Origin of the sequence: Vibrio sp. 10N.261.46.A3 (genome assembly GCF_041472995.1) — a bacterium.
Classification (GTDB): domain Bacteria; phylum Pseudomonadota; class Gammaproteobacteria; order Enterobacterales; family Vibrionaceae; genus Vibrio; species Vibrio coralliirubri.
The window spans coordinates 60,981-82,346 of record NZ_JBFRRH010000083.1; the positions used below are offsets into that span (position 1 = coordinate 60,981).

General features: G+C 45.1%; 16 protein-coding genes. 5 read left to right on the plus strand and 11 right to left on the minus strand.

The features are described 5' to 3' along the window. Window positions 1-2: 2 nt before the first annotated feature. From AB4484_RS19475 to prmB, 8 genes are all read right to left on the minus strand, one after another. Window positions 3-860 (minus strand): carbohydrate ABC transporter permease, encoded by an 858-nt coding sequence (locus AB4484_RS19475; protein ID WP_372079883.1) that lies wholly within the window; start codon window positions 858-860, stop codon window positions 3-5. Next, the gene (locus tag AB4484_RS19480) at window positions 857-1,795 is read right to left on the minus strand and encodes a carbohydrate ABC transporter permease (protein ID WP_009848503.1); all 939 of its coding nucleotides are present in this window, start codon (window positions 1,793-1,795) and stop codon (window positions 857-859) included. The genes AB4484_RS19475 and AB4484_RS19480 overlap by 4 nt, the downstream gene beginning before the upstream one ends. Before the next feature lie 181 nt (window positions 1,796-1,976). After that, a complete protein-coding gene (locus AB4484_RS19485; protein ID WP_372079885.1) occupies window positions 1,977-3,224 on the minus strand; it encodes an ABC transporter substrate-binding protein in 1,248 nt (415 codons plus the stop codon). 111 nt (window positions 3,225-3,335) lie between these two features. Continuing rightward, a complete protein-coding gene (locus AB4484_RS19490) occupies window positions 3,336-4,781 on the minus strand; it encodes an ATP-binding protein (protein ID WP_372079887.1) in 1,446 nt (481 codons plus the stop codon). Window positions 4,782-4,826: 45 nt separating this feature from the next. Further along, window positions 4,827-5,555, minus strand: coding sequence for a response regulator (locus tag AB4484_RS19495; RefSeq protein WP_061039291.1), 729 nt, complete (start codon window positions 5,553-5,555; stop codon window positions 4,827-4,829). A gap of 159 nt (window positions 5,556-5,714) precedes the next feature. Further along, on the minus strand, window positions 5,715-7,172 hold the full coding sequence (locus tag AB4484_RS19500; protein WP_268672383.1) for a protein adenylyltransferase SelO: 1,458 nt from the start codon (window positions 7,170-7,172) through the stop codon (window positions 5,715-5,717). A gap of 569 nt (window positions 7,173-7,741) precedes the next feature. Then, entirely contained in the window at window positions 7,742-8,383 is a 642-nt protein-coding gene (locus AB4484_RS19505; protein ID WP_372079890.1) for a LysE family translocator, read from the minus strand. 252 nt (window positions 8,384-8,635) lie between these two features. Then, window positions 8,636-9,568, minus strand: a complete 933-nt coding sequence (gene prmB, locus AB4484_RS19510) for a 50S ribosomal protein L3 N(5)-glutamine methyltransferase (protein WP_372079892.1) — start codon at window positions 9,566-9,568, stop codon at window positions 8,636-8,638. 62 nt (window positions 9,569-9,630) lie between these two features. Here prmB and smrB point away from each other — a divergent pair, with 62 nt between their 5' ends. Beyond that, entirely contained in the window at window positions 9,631-10,161 is a 531-nt protein-coding gene (gene smrB / locus AB4484_RS19515) for an endonuclease SmrB (RefSeq protein WP_017633130.1), read from the plus strand. Window positions 10,162-10,272: 111 nt separating this feature from the next. On the opposite strand, the gene sixA is transcribed toward smrB, so the two are convergent. After that, complete coding sequence (sixA, locus tag AB4484_RS19520) at window positions 10,273-10,737, minus strand: phosphohistidine phosphatase SixA (protein ID WP_017064097.1); 465 nt, start codon at window positions 10,735-10,737, stop codon at window positions 10,273-10,275. A gap of 305 nt (window positions 10,738-11,042) precedes the next feature. On the opposite strand from sixA, the gene AB4484_RS19525 reads away from it, so the two are divergent. Next, window positions 11,043-13,820 (plus strand): insulinase family protein, encoded by a 2,778-nt coding sequence (locus AB4484_RS19525; protein WP_372079894.1) that lies wholly within the window; start codon window positions 11,043-11,045, stop codon window positions 13,818-13,820. A 469-nt stretch (window positions 13,821-14,289) separates the two neighbouring features. Here AB4484_RS19525 and fadJ read toward each other — a convergent pair whose 3' ends face one another. Together fadJ and fadI are read right to left on the minus strand one after the other, a co-directional pair. Further along, window positions 14,290-16,506, minus strand: coding sequence for a fatty acid oxidation complex subunit alpha FadJ (gene fadJ / locus AB4484_RS19530; RefSeq protein WP_372079896.1), 2,217 nt, complete (start codon window positions 16,504-16,506; stop codon window positions 14,290-14,292). Next, the gene (fadI, locus tag AB4484_RS19535; RefSeq protein WP_372079898.1) at window positions 16,506-17,813 is read right to left on the minus strand and encodes an acetyl-CoA C-acyltransferase FadI; all 1,308 of its coding nucleotides are present in this window, start codon (window positions 17,811-17,813) and stop codon (window positions 16,506-16,508) included. The genes fadJ and fadI overlap by 1 nt, the downstream gene beginning before the upstream one ends. A 552-nt stretch (window positions 17,814-18,365) precedes the next feature. On the opposite strand from fadI, the gene AB4484_RS19540 reads away from it, so the two are divergent. The 3 genes from AB4484_RS19540 to AB4484_RS19550 all read left to right on the plus strand — a co-directional run bounded on the left by AB4484_RS19540 (window position 18,366) and on the right by AB4484_RS19550 (window position 21,198). Next, window positions 18,366-18,914: a sigma-70 family RNA polymerase sigma factor gene (locus AB4484_RS19540; protein WP_017060646.1), complete on the plus strand. Its 549-nt coding sequence runs from the start codon at window positions 18,366-18,368 to the stop codon at window positions 18,912-18,914. After that, window positions 18,907-19,635: a DUF3379 domain-containing protein gene (locus AB4484_RS19545; RefSeq protein ID WP_372079899.1), complete on the plus strand. Its 729-nt coding sequence runs from the start codon at window positions 18,907-18,909 to the stop codon at window positions 19,633-19,635. The genes AB4484_RS19540 and AB4484_RS19545 overlap by 8 nt, the downstream gene beginning before the upstream one ends. 297 nt (window positions 19,636-19,932) lie before the next feature. Continuing rightward, complete coding sequence (locus AB4484_RS19550; RefSeq protein ID WP_248337338.1) at window positions 19,933-21,198, plus strand: outer membrane protein transport protein; 1,266 nt, start codon at window positions 19,933-19,935, stop codon at window positions 21,196-21,198. Window positions 21,199-21,366: the final 168 nt, after the last annotated feature.

Consider the following 21,366-nt stretch of genomic DNA (forward strand, 5'->3'; position numbering starts at 1 on the left):
AATTATCCTTTTACTGATCCTGCCGTTAGGCCACGAACAAAATATTTTCCTGCGAAGACATACACCAACAGCGTTGGCAGTGCGGCGATGATCGCGGCAGCCATGTCGACGTTATATTCTTTAACGCCCGTGCTGGTATTGACTAGGTTGTTTAATGCCACGGTGATCGGCTGAGTATCTGATCCGGAATAGACCACTCCGAATAAAAAGTCATTCCAAATCGCGGTGAACTGCCAGATCACCGTCACCATGATGATGGGCGTTGAAATCGGTAATAAAATCTTGAAAAAAATCGTAAAGAAGCCAGCACCATCGAGCTTTGCCGCCTTGATCAATTCATCAGGAATCGAGATATAGAAGTTACGGAAAAACAGTGTGGTAAATGCCATACCGTAGATAACGTGCACAATCACCAAGCCGATGGTTGTGTTCGCTAGCCCCATCTTGCCGAGCATGGTTGCCATTGGTAGTAGCACCACTTGGAACGGAATGAAGCAGCCAAATAACAACAAACTAAAGAACAGGTTTGAACCTCTGAATTGCCATTTCGTCACGACATAGCCATTGAATGCACCGAGCAATGTTGAAATCGCAACCGCAGGAATCACCATTTGGAACGAATTCCAGAAGTAGCCTTTGATGCCTTCACATTTTACGCCCGTACAAGCGGTGTCCCACGCTTTATACCAAGCATCGAACACCCACTCTTTTGGCAAGCTCATCAGGTTGCCCGCCTTGATATCAGGCAGAGTTTTGAATGAGGTCAGCACCATCACGAACAATGGCATTAGATACACTAAACAGAAGAAAAGCAGTGCTGAATAGATAAAGATTCGAGCAAAGTTGACGTTATTCATCATGACTTTTTCTCCCTAAGTTCAGAGTAAAGATAAGGCACGAGAATCGCTAAGATACCTGCAAGCATCATCATGGCACTGGCAGCACCAAGGCCGATTTGTCCACGAGTAAAGGAGTGTGCATACATGAATAGCGCAGGAAGATCCGATGAATAACCCGGGCCACCCGCTGTCATTGCGGTCACAAGGTCGAAACTCTTAATCGCGATGTGTGACGTGATGATCACCGCACTGAAAACCACAGGGCGCAAGCAAGGCAGAATGATTTTGAGATAAATAGTAGGTAAGCTTGCTCCATCAATTTGTGCCGCTTTGATGATTGATGAATCGATACCACGCAGACCGGCTAAGAACATCGCCATCACAAAGCCTGAAGACTGCCAAAGTGCCGCGATAACTAAGGTATAGACCGACATTTCCGAGTCGACTAACCAATCGAATTTGAAGTCAGTAAATCCCCAATCTTGCATCAGCTTTTCAATGCCAAGACCTGGGTTAAGAATCCATTTCCACGCCGTACCTGTCACGATGAATGACAACGCCATTGGGTAGAGATAGATAGTTCGAATCGCCCCTTCTTGGCGGATATTCTGGTCAAGCAATACCGCTAAACCAACACCAAGCAAGATAGCAATCGCCATGAACAGAAAACCAAACACACCGAGGTTGGTGATTGAGGTGATCCAGCGATCGTTGTCCATCAGCTTTTCATATTGGGTTAAACCAACGAAGTTAAAGCTCGGCAGAAATCGAGAGTTAGTGAACGACAACGCTGCCGTCCAAAAAATGTAGCCGTAGATACAGACCACGGTTACTAACGCGGTCGGCGCCAGTACAATTTTAGGTAACCAATGTTGCAACCTGTCAGCAAAACTCGGTTTCGGTGCAGGCTGGCTCCTTGTGGGTTTTGGAGTCGACTCAGTCAAAACATGCTCCATAACTTATCCTTGTTGCACAATCGAGCCGATGGCTTACCTTTCGGCACCACATCAGCATCACGCATATCAGAATTGGGAGTGAAGAGTAGATAGGCTCCCTACGAGCCTACCCACCCTGGGGGTTTGGTAAAGCAACACAACCCGTCACTCACGTGCGTTGTGTGTTGCTTATCAAGTTAGATTAGATAGCCGCTTTCACTGCTTTCGCTAACTTAGCCGCCGCTTCTTTTGGATCGGCATCTTTTTCGTTGAAGAAGTTGGTTACCACGTCGTAAATCGCACCTTGAGCATAACTTGTCGTCGCTAGGCCGTGAGCCATACTTGGAACAAGATCGCCAGATTCAGCACTTGCTTTGAAGGTTGCCATTGAATCCAACGCACATTGGTCAAACTTAGACATATCCATATCTAGACGTACAGGGATAGAACCTTTGTTAAGGTTGAAGACTTCTTGGAAATCTTTGGTAAGAATGGTTTTCGCTAGATCTTGCTGCGCTTTTTGGTTCTCTTCGTCACTTAACTCAAAGAACGCAAAGCTATCGATGTTGAAAGTGAATTGGCCATCAGTACCTGGAGCTGGTGCACAGATGTAGTCTTTACCCGGCACTTTACCTGCCGCAGTAAATTCACCTTTCGCCCAGTCACCCATGATCTGCATTGCCGCTTCACCATTGATAACCATTGAAGTTGCGACGTTCCAATCACGACCCGGAGAGTTGCTGTCGATGTAATCACGCATCTTTTTGAACTTGGTGAACACTTCCACCATTTTGTCGCCAGATAAAACATCCATATCCAGATCAACAAACGCTTTGTTGTAGTCTTCACTGCCTAGTACATCAAGTGCTACAGCTTCGAATACCGTCGCGTCTTGCCAAGGTTGACCACCGTGAGCCAGTGGAATGAAGCCAGCTGCTTTAATCTTATCTGCGGCAACAAAAAATTCATCTAACGTAGTTGGAACCGTCACGCCTGATTTTTCTAAAACAACAGGGTTCGCCCAAAGCCAGTTAACACGGTGAACGTTGACAGGAACCGCCACATATTCGCCATCCCACTTCATCACTTTAGTGACCACTTCTGGCAGTAGCTCATCCCATTGTTCTTGTTTCGCCGTTGCATCGAGAGACGTTAGAAAACCTAAACCACCCCACTCTTGAATATCATGACCTTTGATCTGCGCGGCAGATGGAGGATTGCCCGACACTGCTCGAGTTTTCAAAACAGTCATCGCACTTTCACCGCCGCCACCAGCAACAGCGAAATCTTTCCAAGTATGGCCTTGTTCTTCAATCATCTCTTTCAGTACCGCTGCGGATTTCGCTTCGCCACCGGCAGTCCACCAATGAAGCACTTCCACTTCACCAGCTTGAGAAAATGTTGAGGCAGCAAGAAGAGATAGAGTAAGTAGGGTTTTATTGATTTTCATTATTATCTTCCATGTTTTAGCGGACTCGACGCCCGGTTCAATAAAGAGTCTACTTATTTTGATTTTTAGGATTGAAACAAAAGGTAAGCCCTATGTAACACAATTGTTACATTACACTTCTAGGCCTGTTGGGATATAGACTTTGGCTTCTAAGCCACCTTGAGAGGAGTTGCGAATAATGAGATCTCCGCCGTGTCCATGCAGGATATTTCGGCAGATCCCGAGGCCAAGACCGTGTCCTTGATCATCCGTTGCTAACCTAAAGTAAGGTTCAAAAACCAGCTCAAGCTTGTCTTCTGGAATGCCATTTCCGCTGTCTTGAATGGTCACGACCACCCAAAGATCATCACCGCTGATTTCAACAACTGCTGAGGAACCATACTTAACCGCGTTATCGATTAAGTTGGTCAGTACACGCTTTATCGCCAGTGGTTTAGCGACCAATGGTTCAATGACGACCGGCTCGAACTCAACCTTTGTCTGATACTGGTTATGCGATTCAATCACAGCAAGCACCATTTCGTTGAGGTCAATAATGGCATTGTTCTCGTGTAGATCTGTGTCTCTTACCGCTTGCAAAGCACCTTTAACCATCATCTCAAGCTCATCAAGATCTTTGTTGAATTTGTCTTTCTTTACTTCACTCTCCAACAACTCTGCACGCAATCTAAGCCGTGTTATTGGTGTCTTTAAGTCATGGGAGATTGCCGAGAAAAGGTGCTCTCGGTCGGCAACATAGCGACGAATCCGTTGCTGCATGCGATTGAAGGCTCGGGTTGCGGTGACCAGTTCAGTCGCCCCTTCTTCTTTCAGTTGGGGTTGCTGAATGTCCATACTCATCTCATTGGCGGCTCTTGCTAATTTTTTAAGAGGGCGCACTTGGCGACGAATCATCAAGTAAGTCAAAACCAAAAGAATGAGTGTCGAGGAAACTAAGAAGATCACTTGCTCACGACCGAGAATCGTATCGTCGAGTTTGACGTAAGGCGCCGGCAACAACGCGGCGATATACACCCATTCATGACTGGCTAGTTCTATCTGAACAACCAGAATAGGAGGATTAAGAGGTTCTAAGGTTAATGTGTGATGTGCCCACGATCGCGGGAGATCGCTCAAGTAAATGTCATTTTTAAGCAAACGAAGATGTTCAGGGCGAGAGAAATCAACACGAACTGATTCGACTTTATTGAGCTTGCTACTCAAAACACTTTCTATAGCTTCAATCGAAGCGGTTTTTAAGCGGGTATCGGGGATCGGCTCAACAATCAAAGCCTCTTTATTGAAAGAGACGAAAAAGCGCGTACCGCCCATATTGCGGATCTGATCTAATACGATATGACGATATTTGACGGGTAGAGACTGAAAGAAAGTCACTGTCGAGGCAAACATGTTCGCCATGCTCTCGGAGGCAGAACGAATCCCTTCCAACTCTTTGTGTTTGGATTCACTATACCAAATAGACGTTGCGATACCTTGAGCAATCACCACGGCTAACAAGGTCAGCAGCAAGGTTCTTGCGACCAAGGAGTTTGGTTTTAATCGACTCAACCAGATCATAGGAAATACTTCATTGGCAAGGTGTTCATTAACGGCACTTGATTATCAGTGTTCATACTGAACAGGCACAGCGAGAATATAGCCATTACCGCGCATGGTTTTGATGTAGTGAGGATACTTGCCACTGTCGCCCAGCCGACTTCTCAGGCGACTAAGCTGCACATCAATACCACGTTCAAAAGGCAACGCTTCACGGCCTCTGGTCGCGAATGAGATAGTGTCACGGTCAAGAACTTCGTTGGGGCGAGTTAAGAACAACATCAACAGAGAAAAATCACTGCCCGACAAATCCATTTCTTCCGAGTTTTCATTGTGGGAAATTCGATGCGCTAAGGTATCAAGCGTCCAATCACCAAAAATAATCTGCTTTGGCAATGCATCACTTGGCTTATCATCCACCACTTGAACGCGGCGTAATAACGCTTTGATACGAGCCATTAACTGACGAGGGCTAAATGGCTTGGCAATATAATCATCGGCACCAATTTCTAAGCCGATAATTTGGTCGGTTTCATCCGATACCGCAGTCAGCATGATGATAGGCACATTCGATTGCTTACGGACGCGTTGACACAGGGTAAAACCATCGTCACCGGGTAGCATCACATCCAGCAGAATTAGATCTGGATAACCTTGGTTTTGCAGATGAGCTTCTAGTTCAACACCATCTCCCACCGAAGAAACATCGAAACCAGATTTTGTGAGGTACTCTTCCAGCAGCTCGCGGATTTCTTGATCATCATCCACCACGAGAATTCGAGTATTTGTTGGCATCGCCCAAACCTATTAAATTTACAACTTATTCACATAGTGTATAGGCTGGCCGATTGTTTGATTATTGACATGTTTGTAAAGTTAGAAGAACGAACAGATAAAGATCACAACTTAGTGACCTCTACCTGAATCTTTAGGGCTTAATCCGCTATTGGTTGGTTATGAAGAGCAGCTGATCTCCATCGCTTTGCCCCACTCAGGAGGTAGAGCCGCCAGGTGTTCATAATCCGGGTGTTCCGCATAAGGGTCTGCAAGTACCACCATCAAAGCGTCAATATCGCTGCTATCACCACGCTCTGCTTTGTCTATCGCTAGCTGAGCTAGGTAGTTTCTGAGGATGTATTTCGGATTTACCTGCCTCATCTTTTCGCAGCGCTCTACCACTGAACTCTCTTCTAATTCGCAGCGTTGTAGGTAGTTATCTACCCACAGTTTTGCTGCCTCTCGGTCGATAACCAAATCAATCACGTCTTGCGGCTGCAAGGTATCCAAGTTCGACAACGTTCGAAAAAACCTTGGGTAGTCGACTTTGTTTTGCGACATCAGCTCGAACATAGATTCGAACAAACGACTGTCGCCTTCTTGTTTCGAAAGCAGCCCCAACTTACGACGCATCATCTGACTAAAGTAACCGTTCATTTGCGGTTCGTACTGCTCTAAAGCGGCCTCTAAGTCGACCTTATCCACCAGCGGAGAAAGTGAGTGAGCTAGTGCAGACAGGTTCCATAAACCTATTCTCGGTTGCTGGTTAAATGCGTAGCGCCCTTGATAATCCGAGTGGTTACAGATCAATCTTGGGTCATATTCGTCAAGAAATGCGAATGGGCCATAATCGAATGTTTGCCCGATGATCGACATGTTATCGGTGTTCATCACGCCATGAGCAAAACCATTCGCTTGCCACAACGCGACCATTTCCGCAGTGCGATCGACAATTTCATTAAACATGGCAGCGTAGGGCTTCTCTTGATCAAGGCATTTCGGGAAGTGCCATTCAATCACTTTATCAGCCAGTAGTTTATGTTCTGCCACCTGATTGGTATAAAACAGATGTTCAAAGTGACCAAATCGAATGTGAGATTCTGCAGCACGCACCAATAATGCTCCCCACTCTTGCTTCTCACGATAAACTGGCGTGTCACTGGTCATCATGGCTAATGCACGTGTGGTTGGGATATTGAGCCCCGCCATCGCTTCGCTACACAAATACTCACGAACCGTTGATCGAATAACAGCGCGTCCATCACCCATACGAGAATATGGCGTTTTACCGGCACCTTTGAGGTGTAAATCAAACGTTTCGCCACTTTTCGCGACAACTTGAGCTAATAACAGCCCTCTTCCATCACCTAAATCCGGATTATAAGAACCAAACTGGTGGCCTGCGTATTTCATTGCTACAGGCGAAAACTGCTCAGGTTCAACATTGCCAGATAACGTTTCAAGCAACTCTTCTGAAGCATCATCAAATGACGGAAAGCCGAGTTCATCCGCAAGCTTATGGTTCCATGCGAGCCATTGAACATTGTTTAGCGGTGTAGGTTGAATTGGGGTATAGAACAGTCGAGGTAATGCAGTAAATCGATTGTTAAATGAAATAGAATCCCAGACAGACATGAGAGATACACTGTAGATAAAAGATAACTTAAGATTATCACAGTTTCGTAACAACTTCAGAAGTGCGATGGTGCTCGTTTATAGAGATAAGGTGACAAACCTGTCCACAGGAAGAAGGTAGTGACTTAAGGCAAGAAGTGACAACGAGAAAGTGGCAACTAGAAGTAAATTATTGGGGGAAGCTTGCTAGAAGAAGATGACTAAGAAAAAGTTAAGTGGCTAGCCTGATGAGAAAAGCCACATTTATAAGAGAAAGAGTTCTGACTTTGAAGACTTTTTAACAAGTGATTTCATAATAAAAACTAAAAATATAGAGCCATAAAGCTGACTACATTAGAGCAAGAATACCCACTAGAGAAAGGGTAGAGAAAATCCAAGTACGACTGATTACGCCAAAGTTACTGTGTTGAATCATTTCTTGATGCTGCATATGTCTCTCCTTGAGAACGTGATGGTGTAACTACAATATATCGGCTTTTCGCCAAAAGCAGCAAGCATATTAATATTAACCTTTTATGACAGCATCAAGAATATTCTGTAATCATTCACTTCTCAGATAAAACAGAAAGTTATGCTCGACTGGTCGTCGAAAGCAGTGCACCAGCCCCAATAAAGACGCCTCCAGTAACACGATTAAAGACCTTAGCTCGGCCTTTCGCAAACAACCAATTTGACGACTTCGCGCCCAAGTAGGCATACACCAGTAACCAAGACAATTCCATCACTGCGAAGGTCAAAGCAAACACAGTAAACTGCGGGATCAGAGCGATCGATGGGTCAATAAATTGAGGAAAAAGTGCGGTAAAAAACAAGATAGCTTTGGGGTTACTCGCGCCAACAATAAAGCCACTTAGGTAATGCTGCGCAGCACTTTCTTTGACAGATTGAGCACCGCCTTGTTGATCCGGTAACTTGTCATAATCTTGTTGGTTAGAGCGCAGAGATTTCCAGCCGAGGAAGATAAGGTAAGCCGCACCAGTCCATTTTATGACATTAAATACCACTTCAGACGAAGCAATAATTACCCCTAGCCCGGTAAACGATAAGGTTAGAATGCCAGTAATCGCAGTTAAGCTGCCCAACGCGGTAAATATCGATAATTTAAAGCCAGATTGCACACCTTTGGTCATGCACAATAAAGAACTTGGGCCTGGTGATGCCGTTAAGATCAGCACCGCTAATAAATAATAAATCCATGTATCAAAGCTCATCGTGAATCCTCCTTAACTCACTAAAACGACTAAATATTAAACACCAATATGTAATAAGCCCTCATATTAATCAACTAAATATTGTACTTAACGTCTTCGATATGAATACAAACATCTTTAATCTAGGCAATAAAAAACGCCATGCAGCAATGCATGGCGTTTAAACAAAACGTTTCAAATCGAACGTCTTACTAGATTTCAGGTTCTAAGCTTACAGCCCTAAGAGAGGGGCACTAACCTAATAATTGAAACCTAGTCTTTGTAGATAGAGAACTCATCAGCGCAAGCAACAAGCTGCTCACGAGTGATCATGAATACGCCATGACCACCGTTAGAGAATTCAATCCAAGTGAATGGAATCTCTGGGTACTGATCCATCATATGAACCATTGAGTTACCTACTTCACAGATAAGAATACCATCATCAGTTAGGTATTCTGGTGCGTTAGCTAAGATGCGACGAACCAATTTCAGACCGTCTGTACCCGCAGCTAGGCCAAGTTCTGGCTCGTGAGTAAACTCATCAGGCAGGCTGTTCATATCTTCTTCGTCCACGTAAGGTGGGTTAGATACGATCAGGTTGTATTTCTCTTTTGGCAAATCACGGAAAAGATCTGAACGGATTGGGAACACTTGTTGCTCCATGCCGTGATCTTGAACGTTCTGCTCTGCAACTTGCAATGCGTCTGTAGAGATATCAATCGCATCTACTTCAGCGTCAGGGAATGCGTGAGCACAAGCAATAGCGATACAACCGCTACCCGTACACATATCCATGATGCGAGTTGGCTCTTCAGTTAACCAAGGTTGGAATTGAGCTTCGATCAGCTCACCAATTGGAGAACGAGGCACAAGAACGCGCTCATCAACGAAGAACTCAAGGCCACAGAACCAAGCTTTGTTCGTCAGGTAAGCCGTTGGTGTACGATCATTAATACGCTTGATCACACGCTCAACGATACGCAGACGTTCACTGCTCGTTAGACGAGAGTTCATTACATGCGAAGGAACATCAATCGGCAGATAAAGAGTAGGTAAGATAAGTTGTACTGCCTCATCCCACGCGTTATCAGTGCCGTGACCATAAAATAGGCCAGCTGCGTTAAAGCGGCTAACAGTCCAACGAATCACATCTTGAAGCGTGTGTAGTTCTGATACCGCTTCTTCTACAAAAATCTTATCCAAAATTGTCTCCGAAAAGCGCTACAATACTGCTAATTACGTTTCTAATTAGAATTCATAACCTGATGAGCAAAAAAGACACCGACTTCGATGACGATTTCGCCCTATTCAACGATGCAGTAAAGGGCGTTAAAAAGTTGCAACAGGATACCATAGTCCAGCAGCCAAAAAGAAATGCCAAGCAAAAAGAAATTACTCGAACGGCAAGACAAGCGAGTGATAGCGAGTTTTATTTCTCGGATGAGTTCATTCCGCACCTTAGTGAAGACGGCCCAACGCGTTATGCGCGTGATGATGTCTCTAAATATGAGGTGAAGCGCCTGCGTCGCGGTGTCTACGTGCCAGACGTGTATCTTGATATGCATGGTATGACTCAGCAAGAAGCCAAACGTGAGCTTGGCGCGATGATTGCGCACTGCGTAAAAGAGAGCGTGGCGTGTGCCTGCGTTCAACACGGTATCGGCAAACACATCCTTAAACAGAAGGTACCTTTGTGGTTAGCACAGCACCCAGATGTGATGGCTTTCCACCAAGCGCCGTTAGAGTTTGGCGGCAATGGCGCACTATTGGTTCTATTATCGATTCCTGAGAAATAATTCTGGTTAACGAATTCTCTCTCACCAAAAAACAACAAAGGGCATCCCAATCATATTGAGATGCCCTTTCTATTTGTCTTCAACTTTGCCATCCGACAGAGTTCAACGAGCTTATGGATTGATGTTCCAAAGCAACTCTCCTTTTTGTGTCTCAAGGTTGAAGTCGATACACGCTAGGCCCGAAGTGGGAAACATAGGCGGCGCCATGCCTGTTGCAAACTCTGCCGTTAGGTAGCCCACTAGAGGTAAATGAGAAACAAATAAAATGGTCTCTAGTTTTTCTACTTCAGCCATTGCTAAGGTCAAATCAAACACATCGTCGGACATTCCATAAGGCGTAATATCATCACAGGTTTCAACTTTCTTTCCAGAAAACGCCTGAGAGATCTCTAACCACGTTTCTTGTGCCCTTAAATATGGGCTCACCAGCACTTTATCGAATTGACTAATCCCCTGCTCATTTGCAGCTTGTGCCACTGCAAGAGAAGCCATTTTCCCGCGCTTGGTCAACGCTCGTTCTGCATCCGAGTTCGCAAAATGTTCTGCTTCACCGTGGCGCATAATGAATATTTTCATGTTCAATCCTGTCTTCGTAACATGTCGAAAGTCGATATATCCCATATATCAGCGAAACGCTACTTAGGTTTGGCTCTCAATCCAGAGAAACCGCAGTCAATATAAATAATTATATCAAGTCACTTGCCAAAGAGTTCGACTTTCTTAACAATCTTGTTAAAAGAAAATAAATTACTGATAAAAATCGATAAAAGTGATTTAGAAATCGCCAAAAAGCACTTCATATCCCAAAATATGATCACAAGGTTTGCACGCCGAATCATCGGGTACATAATTTAAAAACCACCTTCTCTGGAGATGCTCCTGTGCACTTAAGCCCAAATGATGAACATCAATACCGCTACATAACCTTAAATAACGGGTTACGTGTACTGTTAGTTCAGGACCAAAATGCTCAAAAAGCAGCAGCCGCATTAGCCGTCAATGTGGGGCATTTTGATGACCCTACAGACCGAGAGGGTTTAGCTCACTACTTAGAGCATATGCTATTTTTAGGAACTGAAAAGTATCCAAAGGTCGGAGAGTTCCAAAGTTTTATCAGCCAGCATGGCGGCAGCAACAATGCTTGGACAGGAACAGAGCACACCTGCTTCTTTTTTGATGTTGAATTGAATGCCTTTGAAACCGCACTCGATCGCTTCAGCCAATTTTTTACCGCTCCCCTGTTCAACGAAGAAGCGTTAGACAAAGAACGCCAAGCCGTTGATTCCGAATACAAGATGAAACTCAACGACGACTCACGACGCTTGTACCAAGTTACCAAAGAACTGGTGAATCACAATCACCCATTCTCGAAGTTTTCTGTCGGTAATATCGATACGTTGGGCGACAGAAATGGCGAGACGATTCGACAAGAGATCTTGGCTTTCCACCAGCAACAATACTCTGCTGACTTAATGACGCTGACGCTTTCTGGCAATCAGTCATTAGATGAGATGCAAAGCTGGGTTGAGGATCGCTTTAGCTCGATCACCAATCACAACCTACAAGGCAAAAAGGTTGAAGTACCGATTATCGGCGAGTTAAGCACGGGCGTACAAGTCCGCGTTGAACCAATTAAAGAAGTACGCAAACTGATCTTAACCTTCCCAATGCCAAGCATGGACGAACACTACGGCGTTAAGCCATTGTCGTTCTTTGCCCACCTTTTAGGTTACGAAGGTGAAGGCAGTTTGATGATGCAACTCAAAGAGAAAGGCTGGATAACATCTCTCTCTGCAGGTGGTGGCGCGAGTGGCAGTAACTACCGTGATTTCACAGTCAGTTGCTCGTTGACCATTGAAGGTTTAACCAAAACCGATAACATCATCCAAGCGATATTTCAGTACATCAAGTTAGTCGAGCAACAAGGCATAGAGGAGTGGCGCTACCTAGAAAAACGCGCCGTTCTTGAGTCTGCTTTCCGCTTTCAAGAGCCAGCAAGACCGCTTGATGTCGTCAGCCATCTCGTTATCAACATGCAACACTATCAAGAGCAAGATGTGGTGTATGGCGATTACAAAATGTCGCATTTCGATGACGAATTACAGCGTTCTTTGCTGCCTTACTTAACCGTCGACAACATGCGTGCGACCATTGTTGCTCAGGGATTCGAATATAACAGAGAAGCGAAGTGGTACTTTACGCCCTATTCAGTCACACCTTTTAGCACTGAACAAATCCAATGCTTTACGTGTATTAACCCGGGTTGGCAGTTTGAGCTCCCAAGCAAAAACCCGTTTATTTGCTACGATCTAGACCCGACTGAACTCGAAGGTGACGCTAAGTTCCCACAACTGTTAGAAGAGCTCGATGGCTTTAAGCTATGGCATCTGCAAGACCATCAATTCCGAGTGCCAAAAGGTGTGGTGTATGTTGCTATCGATAGCCCGCACTCGGTCGCTAGCCCAAGAAATATCGTTAAAACACGCTTGTGCGTAGAAATGTTCTTAGATTCGCTGGAAAAAGATACCTATCAGGCTGAAATCGCCGGAATGGGCTATAACATGTACACCCATCAGGGCGGGGTAACACTTACTCTGTCTGGGTTTAGCGAGAAGCAACCACAGCTGCTCAATATGATTCTTGAACGTTTCCAAGCACGCGACTTTAGTCCAACACGCTTCGAAACCATCAAGCATCAATTGATCAGAAACTGGAACAACGCGTCGCAAGATCGCCCTATTTCGCAGCTGTTTAATGCAATGACAGGGATACTTCAGCCAAATAACCCTCCCTATTCCGTGTTAATTGAAGCGCTGGAAACGATAGAAGTCGATGAGCTATCTTCTTTTGTCCAAGCTATCTTGGCAGAACTACACGTAGAAATGTTTGTGTATGGCGACTGGATAAAAGCCGATGCACACAAGATGGCGGAAACGCTAAAAGATGCACTGCGTGTCCAAGATCAGGCTTACGAAGAGTCGCTACGGCCACTGATCATGTTGGGTGAAAACGGCAGCTTCCAGCGTGAAGTAGTCTGCAATCAAGATGATTCGGCGATCGTGGTTTATTATCAATGCCCTGATATTTCTCCTAAAAACATTGCGCTGTATTCATTGGCGAACCATTTGATGTCAGCCACCTTCTTCCATGAGATACGTACCAAGCAGCAGCTAGGTTACATGGTCGGTACTGGCAATATGCCGCTCAACCGACATCCCGGTATTGTATTGTATGTGCAATCACCTAACGCCGCCCCTGCTGACTTGTTAGCCTCAATAGATGAGTTTCTCAATGCCTTTTACATGGTGCTTTTGGAGCTTAACGACTATCAATGGCACAGCAGTAAACGCGGCCTTTGGAATCAAATTTCAACACCAGATACGACTTTGCGAGGACGTGCTCAGCGCTTATGGGTTGCGATAGGCAATAAGGATGTTGAGTTCAACCAGAGAGAGCGCGTATTGGAAGACCTTAAGGGGTTAACTCGCTCAGACATGATGCGTTTTGTGGTCAGCCAACTGAAACCACGCACTGCAAATCGTCTGATTATGCATGCTCACGGTAATGCTCATCATGAGGAAGATAAGCTGTCAGCAGGTGTAGAGATTGGCTCTATTGATGAGTTTCAGCTACGCCCGAAAGACACTGAGCTTGGTTGATAAAGCTGCAATGAAAATCATAAGGTTGATGTGAAAGCATCAACCTTTTTTATTAGGTGAAGCACAAAAGCAGATCTCCTATTACACTCCTTCGTCGCTTTAGGAGATGACGGTAGTTTTGATTGAGGTGTGTTTGACCGCCCTTCTAGTCAACGCAATAGATTACTTTTTATACCTCAATCGTTATTCCCAAGAAAGAGAAACGACCGAGTTGGAAATATCCCACACCAAGCCAAGACGGCCAGACAGAACACATCACTCTCCCACGTCATTCCCGAGAAGGAGGAACGACTGAATCGGGAATCTCCCACACCAAGCCAACGCTGCCAGACAGCACACATCACTCCCCCGTCATTCCCGAGAAGGAAGAATGACTGAGTCGGGAATCTCATTCCTTTCGCTAACCCATGAAACAAAAAAGCCCGCATCAATTGCTTGATACGGGCTTCTTAGTCAGTGAGTTAGAGAGTTACTTGTAGAAAGACTCACCCAAACCAGCGCGTGTCAGTAGGCCATCACAAGGCGCGAAACGATCACCGTACTTCTTAGCGAAGTCATTCATCATCTCAACCAGTGACTTAATACCGATTTGATCCATGTAGCGGAACGGACCACCTAGGAATGGAGGGAAACCGATGCCGAAAATCGCACCGATATCACCATCACGAGGGCTGCGGATAATGCCATCATCTAGACAACGAACCGCTTCATTCAACATAGGTAACACACAGCGCATCGCGATATCGTTATCGCTCAACTTAGGATCTGGTTGAAGCTTAAGCAGCTTGTAAACCGACTTATCGACTTCCTTCTTCTTCCCTTTGTAAGTGTAGAAACCTTTACCACTCTTACGGCCTTTACGGTTGTCATTCAAAAGAATGTCGAACACATCAGGGCCTTGAAAACGATCGCCAAGCTCATTCACCAGAATTGGAATGATCTTCGCACCGATATCAACGCCCACCTCATCTAATAAGGTGATAGGGCCAACCGGGAAACCGAAGTCCAATAATGTGCTGTCGAGCTTTTCAATCGGCTCGTTCGCTAGTAGCAAGTGTGCTGCTTCATTCATGTACGGAGCAAGAATACGGTTCACGTAGAAACCAGCCGTGTCTTTAACAACAATCGGCGTTTTGCCTTGCTTCTTCGCTAATGCTACAACCGTCGAAATCGTCTCTTCTGACGTAGTTTCATGAGGAATAACTTCAACCAGCGGCATTTTCTCTGCAGGGCTGAAGTAGTGAAGACCGACCACGTTTTCTGGTCGCAGTGCCTTCTCTGCAATCTTATGGATCGGCAATGATGAAGTATTCGTTGCGAAGATAGTCTCTGGCTTAGCATTGGCTTCGATGTCCGCAACCATTGATTGCTTAAGGTCGAGATCTTCAAATACCGCTTCAATCACCACATCAGTGTGATTAAAGCTAGTAAAGTCGATACCACCAGAAAGCTGAAGCATCTTACTTTCAAGACCCGCTCTGCTCAGGATGCGACGCTTACGTTGCTTACCGAACAACTTGAAGTTGTAGTTAAGCGCGTTCAGCACACCTTCATTTGATACGTCTTTAATGCGCACAGGCACTTTCGCTTTAGCAACGCTGACATGGCTGATGCCTGCGCCCATAAGACCGCCGCCAAGCACACCAACACGCTTAACCGCTTTTGGTTCTGCGTCTGCGCCGTGCTCTTTTTTCATTTCTGTGGTTGCAAAGAAAATCGAACGAAGGGCTTTAGATTCTGAAGTCATTACCAGTTCAGAGAAACGCTTCGCTTCATACTGAAGGCCTTTATCAAAACCGTTCTCAAGGCCGTAACGAATCACATCAAGAATCGCATCGGCTGCAGGGTAATTACCGCGTGTTTTCTGGTTAGTTTTCTTCGAAGCCTGTTCAAAAATAACCTTACGACCAAGACCCGTACGTGAAATAAGTTTCTCTTTGGTCGACGCTTGGCTTTTAGACGCAAGACGCTTACCTTTTTTTCCGCCTGAGTTCTTTTCAACAAAGCTCTTAGCGACTTCAAGCAAGATAGTTTCAGGCACGCAAGCATCGACAACACCAAGCGATTTCGCTTTCTTAGCGCGCAGTTGCTTGCCCGTTAGGATTAGGTCAAGAGATGGTAACAAACCGATAAGGCGAGGCAGACGCTGTGTACCGCCAGAGCCTGGTAACAAACCTAACTGTACTTCTGGCAGACCAAGACGAGTCTTATCTGAATCGGTACATACGCGGTAATCACACGCCAGTGCGAGCTCTAAACCACCACCTAAACATGGGCCGTGAATCGCTGCGACTACTGGGTACGGCAGTTCAGACAGAGTTTGGAACATCTCCTGCCCTTGGCGAGCCAGAGATTGCGCTTCGTCAGCCGTTTTACATGCATCAAGCATTCGTACATCAGCGCCAGCGATAAAGTTATCTGGCTTTAGTGAATGAACGATTAAGCCCTTAACTCGGCTCTGCTTTTCTTTTAGCTGCTCGAAGATGGCTTTCATTTCTTCAGCAAAAGCCGCTTGCAGCGTGTTCATTTTCTCGTTGGGCACATCAATCGCTAACCAAGCAATATCTTGCTCATCGATATTAAGAGTAAATGCTGTCGCTTTCTTTTTGGTTGATTCAGTCGCAGAGGTTGAATCTGGTTGAGCGACTGTTTCTTTTTCTGTTGTTGCATCAAGAGTCGTAGACATTATTCTACCTCCAAGATCATTGCTGCACCTAAACCACCAGCCGCACACGCTGTGTTCAGTGCTAAGCCGCCACCGCGACGTTTCAGTTCACGCAGTGTTTGAGTCATCATGCGTGCGCCAGTCGCTGCAAACGGGTGTCCGTAAGCAATCGAGCTACCCAGCACGTTGAACTTCTCCATATCAATCCCACCGATCGCTTTATCGCGGCCAAGATTCTTCTGTGCGAACTCATCGCTCGCGAACATTTTAACGTTAGCCAAAACTTGGGCAGCGAATGCTTCGTGCATCTCGATCAGTGTTAAGTCTGACAACTCTAAACCGGTGTTCTTCAATACTTGAGAGGTCGCGTAAGTCGGGCCCATCAGCATATCTGTTTCAACACCAATAGCTGAGAACGCATAACCACGAATATAACCAAGCACTTCTAAGCCTAGTTCTTTCGCTTTACCTTCGCGCATCAACATAACCGCAGCGCCGCCATCAGTCAGCGGCGTAGCATTGGCTGCCGTTACACTGCCGTACTTTCTATCAAAAGCAGGACGCAGCTTAGCGTAACCTTCAACCGTTGAGTCGTGGCGAATGTTGTTGTCTTCCGCTAGATACTTTTTGTAAGGCGACGGGAATGCCGTCATCACTTCGTCTTTAATCTTGCCTTCTTTCCATGCTTGAGAAGCCAAAGAGTGAGAACGGTGAGCAAGTGCATCTTGAGCTTCGCGAGTAATACCATGCGTCTTAGCCATTTGCTCAGCCGTTTGTCCCATGGATAAACCGGTCGAATATTCAGCAACTGCAGGTGGTACTGGCATCAAATCTTTTACTGAAAGCGTTTTAAGAATCTTCAGCTTTTGACCCATAGTTTTCGTTTTGCTCAGCGCTAATAGATTTGCCGCTAACTTTTTCGATACACCGATAGGCAATACAGAAGAAGAGTCCGCACCGCCTGCAATACCGACATCAATCGTGCCAGCCATAATGCTTTCAGTCACGTTAACTGCCGCTTGGAAGCTGGTCGCACATGCTCGTGTGACACTGTAGGCATCGGTATTGATGTCCATGCCTGTGCCCAACACGATTTCACGCGCAATATTCGGCGCTTCTGGCATTTGCACGACTTGGCCGAACACAACTTGTTCGATAAGCGCAGGATCGACATTCGTTCTTGCAAGCATTTCGCTCACAACCATTTTGCCTAGGTCAACCGCAGGCACTTGGCTAAATTCTGTACTCTGACGAGCGAATGGGGTTCGTAATCCAGCGACAACGGCAACACGTTCTCCAGAACGCGTTTTGACTTCCTGTTTGCCCATGGTTTCTCCTTAAAGTTAAGAGGTCTGACCTGAAGCATTGTAAAGAAGTTGTTAATTAAATCAAACGGGCGTTTAAATAAACGTGATACGAGTATCTCACTGTTTGAAAATATAACTGCACATTCAGGCGAACCTTTTTGGGGGAAAGGTTGTCGTAAGAGACTAAACTATTGTAAGCCAGGACTGCTATCGCAATGTAGAGAATGGTTTTCTTGAGGCAAAAAAAAACCACACAAAGCTGTGTGGTCGGAATGTATATAAAGCAATTAACTTAGCGCCAATTGAAATAATCAGTTTCCTGATTAGGAGAAAGTAAAGTCAGCCTTCAAAAGGAAGTGTCGTCTTGCTCAACATGCTAGCCACGAATGACTAACTAGACGACAAGGTGTACTATAACGGGTTCGAGGCCTTAGATTTTGAAGTAGATCAATTTTAATGTGATTTTACGATTTCCTGCCGATCGTTAGCTCTAAAAATATAAAAACGAAGCACAACGTATAGAGGACAGCTATACGCAGAGCAATTATGGAGGCTCGTGTGTCAATAATAAAAATGTTTGGAAAGAAAACAGCCAAGCGTCCGGTCAACTCTGATATGGACAAACAAAGAAAATACGAAGCACTCGTGCGTGCCTATCATCGTGACCTCTTTCGCTACGCCTATTGGTTATGCAAAGACAAAAGCATTGCCGAAGACTTAGTTCAAGAAACTTGCCTTCGTGCATGGAAATCACTCGATAGCCTTCAAGACGAAAAAGCCGCTAAATCTTGGCTGATTACTATCTTGAGACGCGAGAACGCTCGACGTTTTGAACGCAAACAGTTTGATCTGGTTGATATCGACGATCACGGTAACGATGCTAGTGTCAGTGATGACCCGCACCATCAGCATCAGTGGTTGCAAGCCCAGATCATGAAACTTGAAATTGATTACCGTGAACCTCTCTTCTTGCAAGTGATTGGTGGTTTTAGTGGTGATGAGATTGCCGATATTCTCGATCTCAACAAAAACACGGTGATGACACGTTTATTCAGAGCTCGAAATCAGTTGAAAGAGCTGTTGGATACAGAAGAGGCAGAGAGGGGGCAACATAATGGATGATTTGGAATTTCGTCGTCGTGTATTGTCGGAACCTAAACAACGTACACAAGATATTGTTGATGCGGCCGCGAATAGCGAAACCAATAGTAACTTCTTAGACGATGTACTAGCGCTTGATAAACAGATCCACTCTGCGATGAATGTGGATGTGCCAGACGATCTTGCTGATCGTATTCTGTTCAATCAGACCTCAAGCGAAGAAAGCAAAGTAGTAAGGCCTACGTTTGCGAGACGAGCAATGGCAATGGCTGCCTCGGTGGCGTTTGTTGCTGGTTTATTAGTTGGTCAAGTGAATTGGGGAAATGCATTCGTTTCACCTGCGCAAGCTAGTTTAGTTGATACGGCGATGAAGCATGTTGTTGATGAGAAGAGCTTTGTTAGTAACATCGATGAACAGGTCACATCGCAGCAGATCAACGCAAAAATGAATCCATTTGCTTTTCAGTTTGATGATGCTTTCCCTTACCACGTCTATTACCTAAACCACTGTGGCTTTGGTAAATCCAACGCAGTACATATGGTCTTCCAAGGCGCAAAAGGTAAAGTAACACTGTTTTTAACTGGTATTCCAACAGACAAACCTATCGACTTTGATGAAAAAGGCATGTCCGGCTCGGTAACACCCGTCGATGGTAGCAGCTTAATCCTTGTGGGTGAAAATGGTGAGGATGTTTCCAAAATCGCCGAAAAGCTGACAAAAATGATCAAACCAATGAGCTAATTCGCTCTCAAAGCCCCGTCACAAAAGGCCCAGCAATTATATCACTGATATTGCTGGGCTTTATTTATAAATAAACCGCAAAACCATTCACTCGACCAATACCTCTAGAGTTAAAACTCTAAAAAACAGCATTTCGCACCATTTTCGTGCCAGATAGGCGTCATTTCCATAATTTTCCACTCAAAATTCCCAATGGTCGGATTTGTATATCGTATACTTGCGAATAGGATCAGCCACCATTGAGCAATTGCTCAAATTAATCGCCCTGTAGAGGCGGATATATAAAGGAATAAATGAATGACTACCAACAACACGCGTCTGTTTAAAAAGTCTCTTTTAGCAGTAACAATTACACTGGCGTCTTCGCAAGCGATGGCAGCAGGTTTCCAACTTAACTCGCAATCAGCAACTGGCCTTGGCCGTGCTTTTGCTGGTGATGCAGTTATCGCAGATAATGCTTCTGTTATGGCTCGTAACTCAGCAGCAATGGCTTTGTTTGATTCATCTCAGTTTTCTGCTGGTATCAACTATATCGAGACTGACATCGATGTTACAAACGTAAAAGCAGGCGGCACAGTGCCTGTCGATAGCGCAAACAATAGCAGTGGTACTCCGGTTCCTAATATCTACTATATCCACCGACTAAATGACCAATGGGCACTAGGTGCTGGTATTTACTCTAACTTCGGTACAACCAATAATTTTGATAGCAGCTTTGGTTCAAGTAGCGCTCTAGGTGGCGCACACACTGGCCTATCAGCATATGGTGGTACTACTGAAATCAAAAGTATCAACTATGCACTATCGGCTTCATACCGTGTGAATGAGCAATTCTCTGTTGGTGCCGGTTTAGATATTATTCAAGGTAGCGGTAAACTAGAGCGTAACTACACAAAAACCGACTTAATCACAGGTAACACTAGTACAACTAATCTAGCATCTATCGATGCAGATGGTATTGGTTTAGGTTGGAATATTGGCGCGGTATATGAAGTAGACTCAGCAAACCGCTTTGGACTTTCTTACCATTACAGCCCTGAAATTGAAGCAGATGGCGACATGACTTTAGGTGGGGCACTTCCACTAGATACGTTATACCTATCGTTACCAAGCATGGCTGAATTCTCTGGTTACCATGAGATTAAAGATACTAAGTTTGCAGTTCACTACTCTGTTCAGTGGATTGGCTGGAACACATTTGACACTCTAGAAGCAGACTCTGTTGCTGGTAAGCAAGAAATTGGTAACTACCAATGGCAAGACGGTTGGCACTACGCAATCGGTGGTACTTACTTCCTGAACGATGCTTGGACTCTGCGCGCTGGTTACATGTATGACACTGCAGCTCAAGATAAAGTAACTTCGATTTCTGTTCCTGATTCTGACCGTCAATGGTTCTCTGCAGGTTTCACATACGCATTCCAACAGCAGCATACTGTTGACTTTGGCTTTACTTACCTACTAGGTGAAGATGTAGATGTAACTGAAGGTGGCGGTGCTCTAACAGCAACTACTCACGCAGACGCTATCTTAGCTGGTATCCAATACAGCTACAGCTTCTAATATAAGCTAATAAGTAATCCCCAAAGGGTCGCATTATGCGACCCTTTTTTATTGCCTAAACCACTGAACCACATCAATTTAAGCTTACAACTGTAGCCTGCAAGGACAATATATGACTACAAGTGTACGCTCAAATTTCGCAACACAGCCGATACATTTAGATTATTT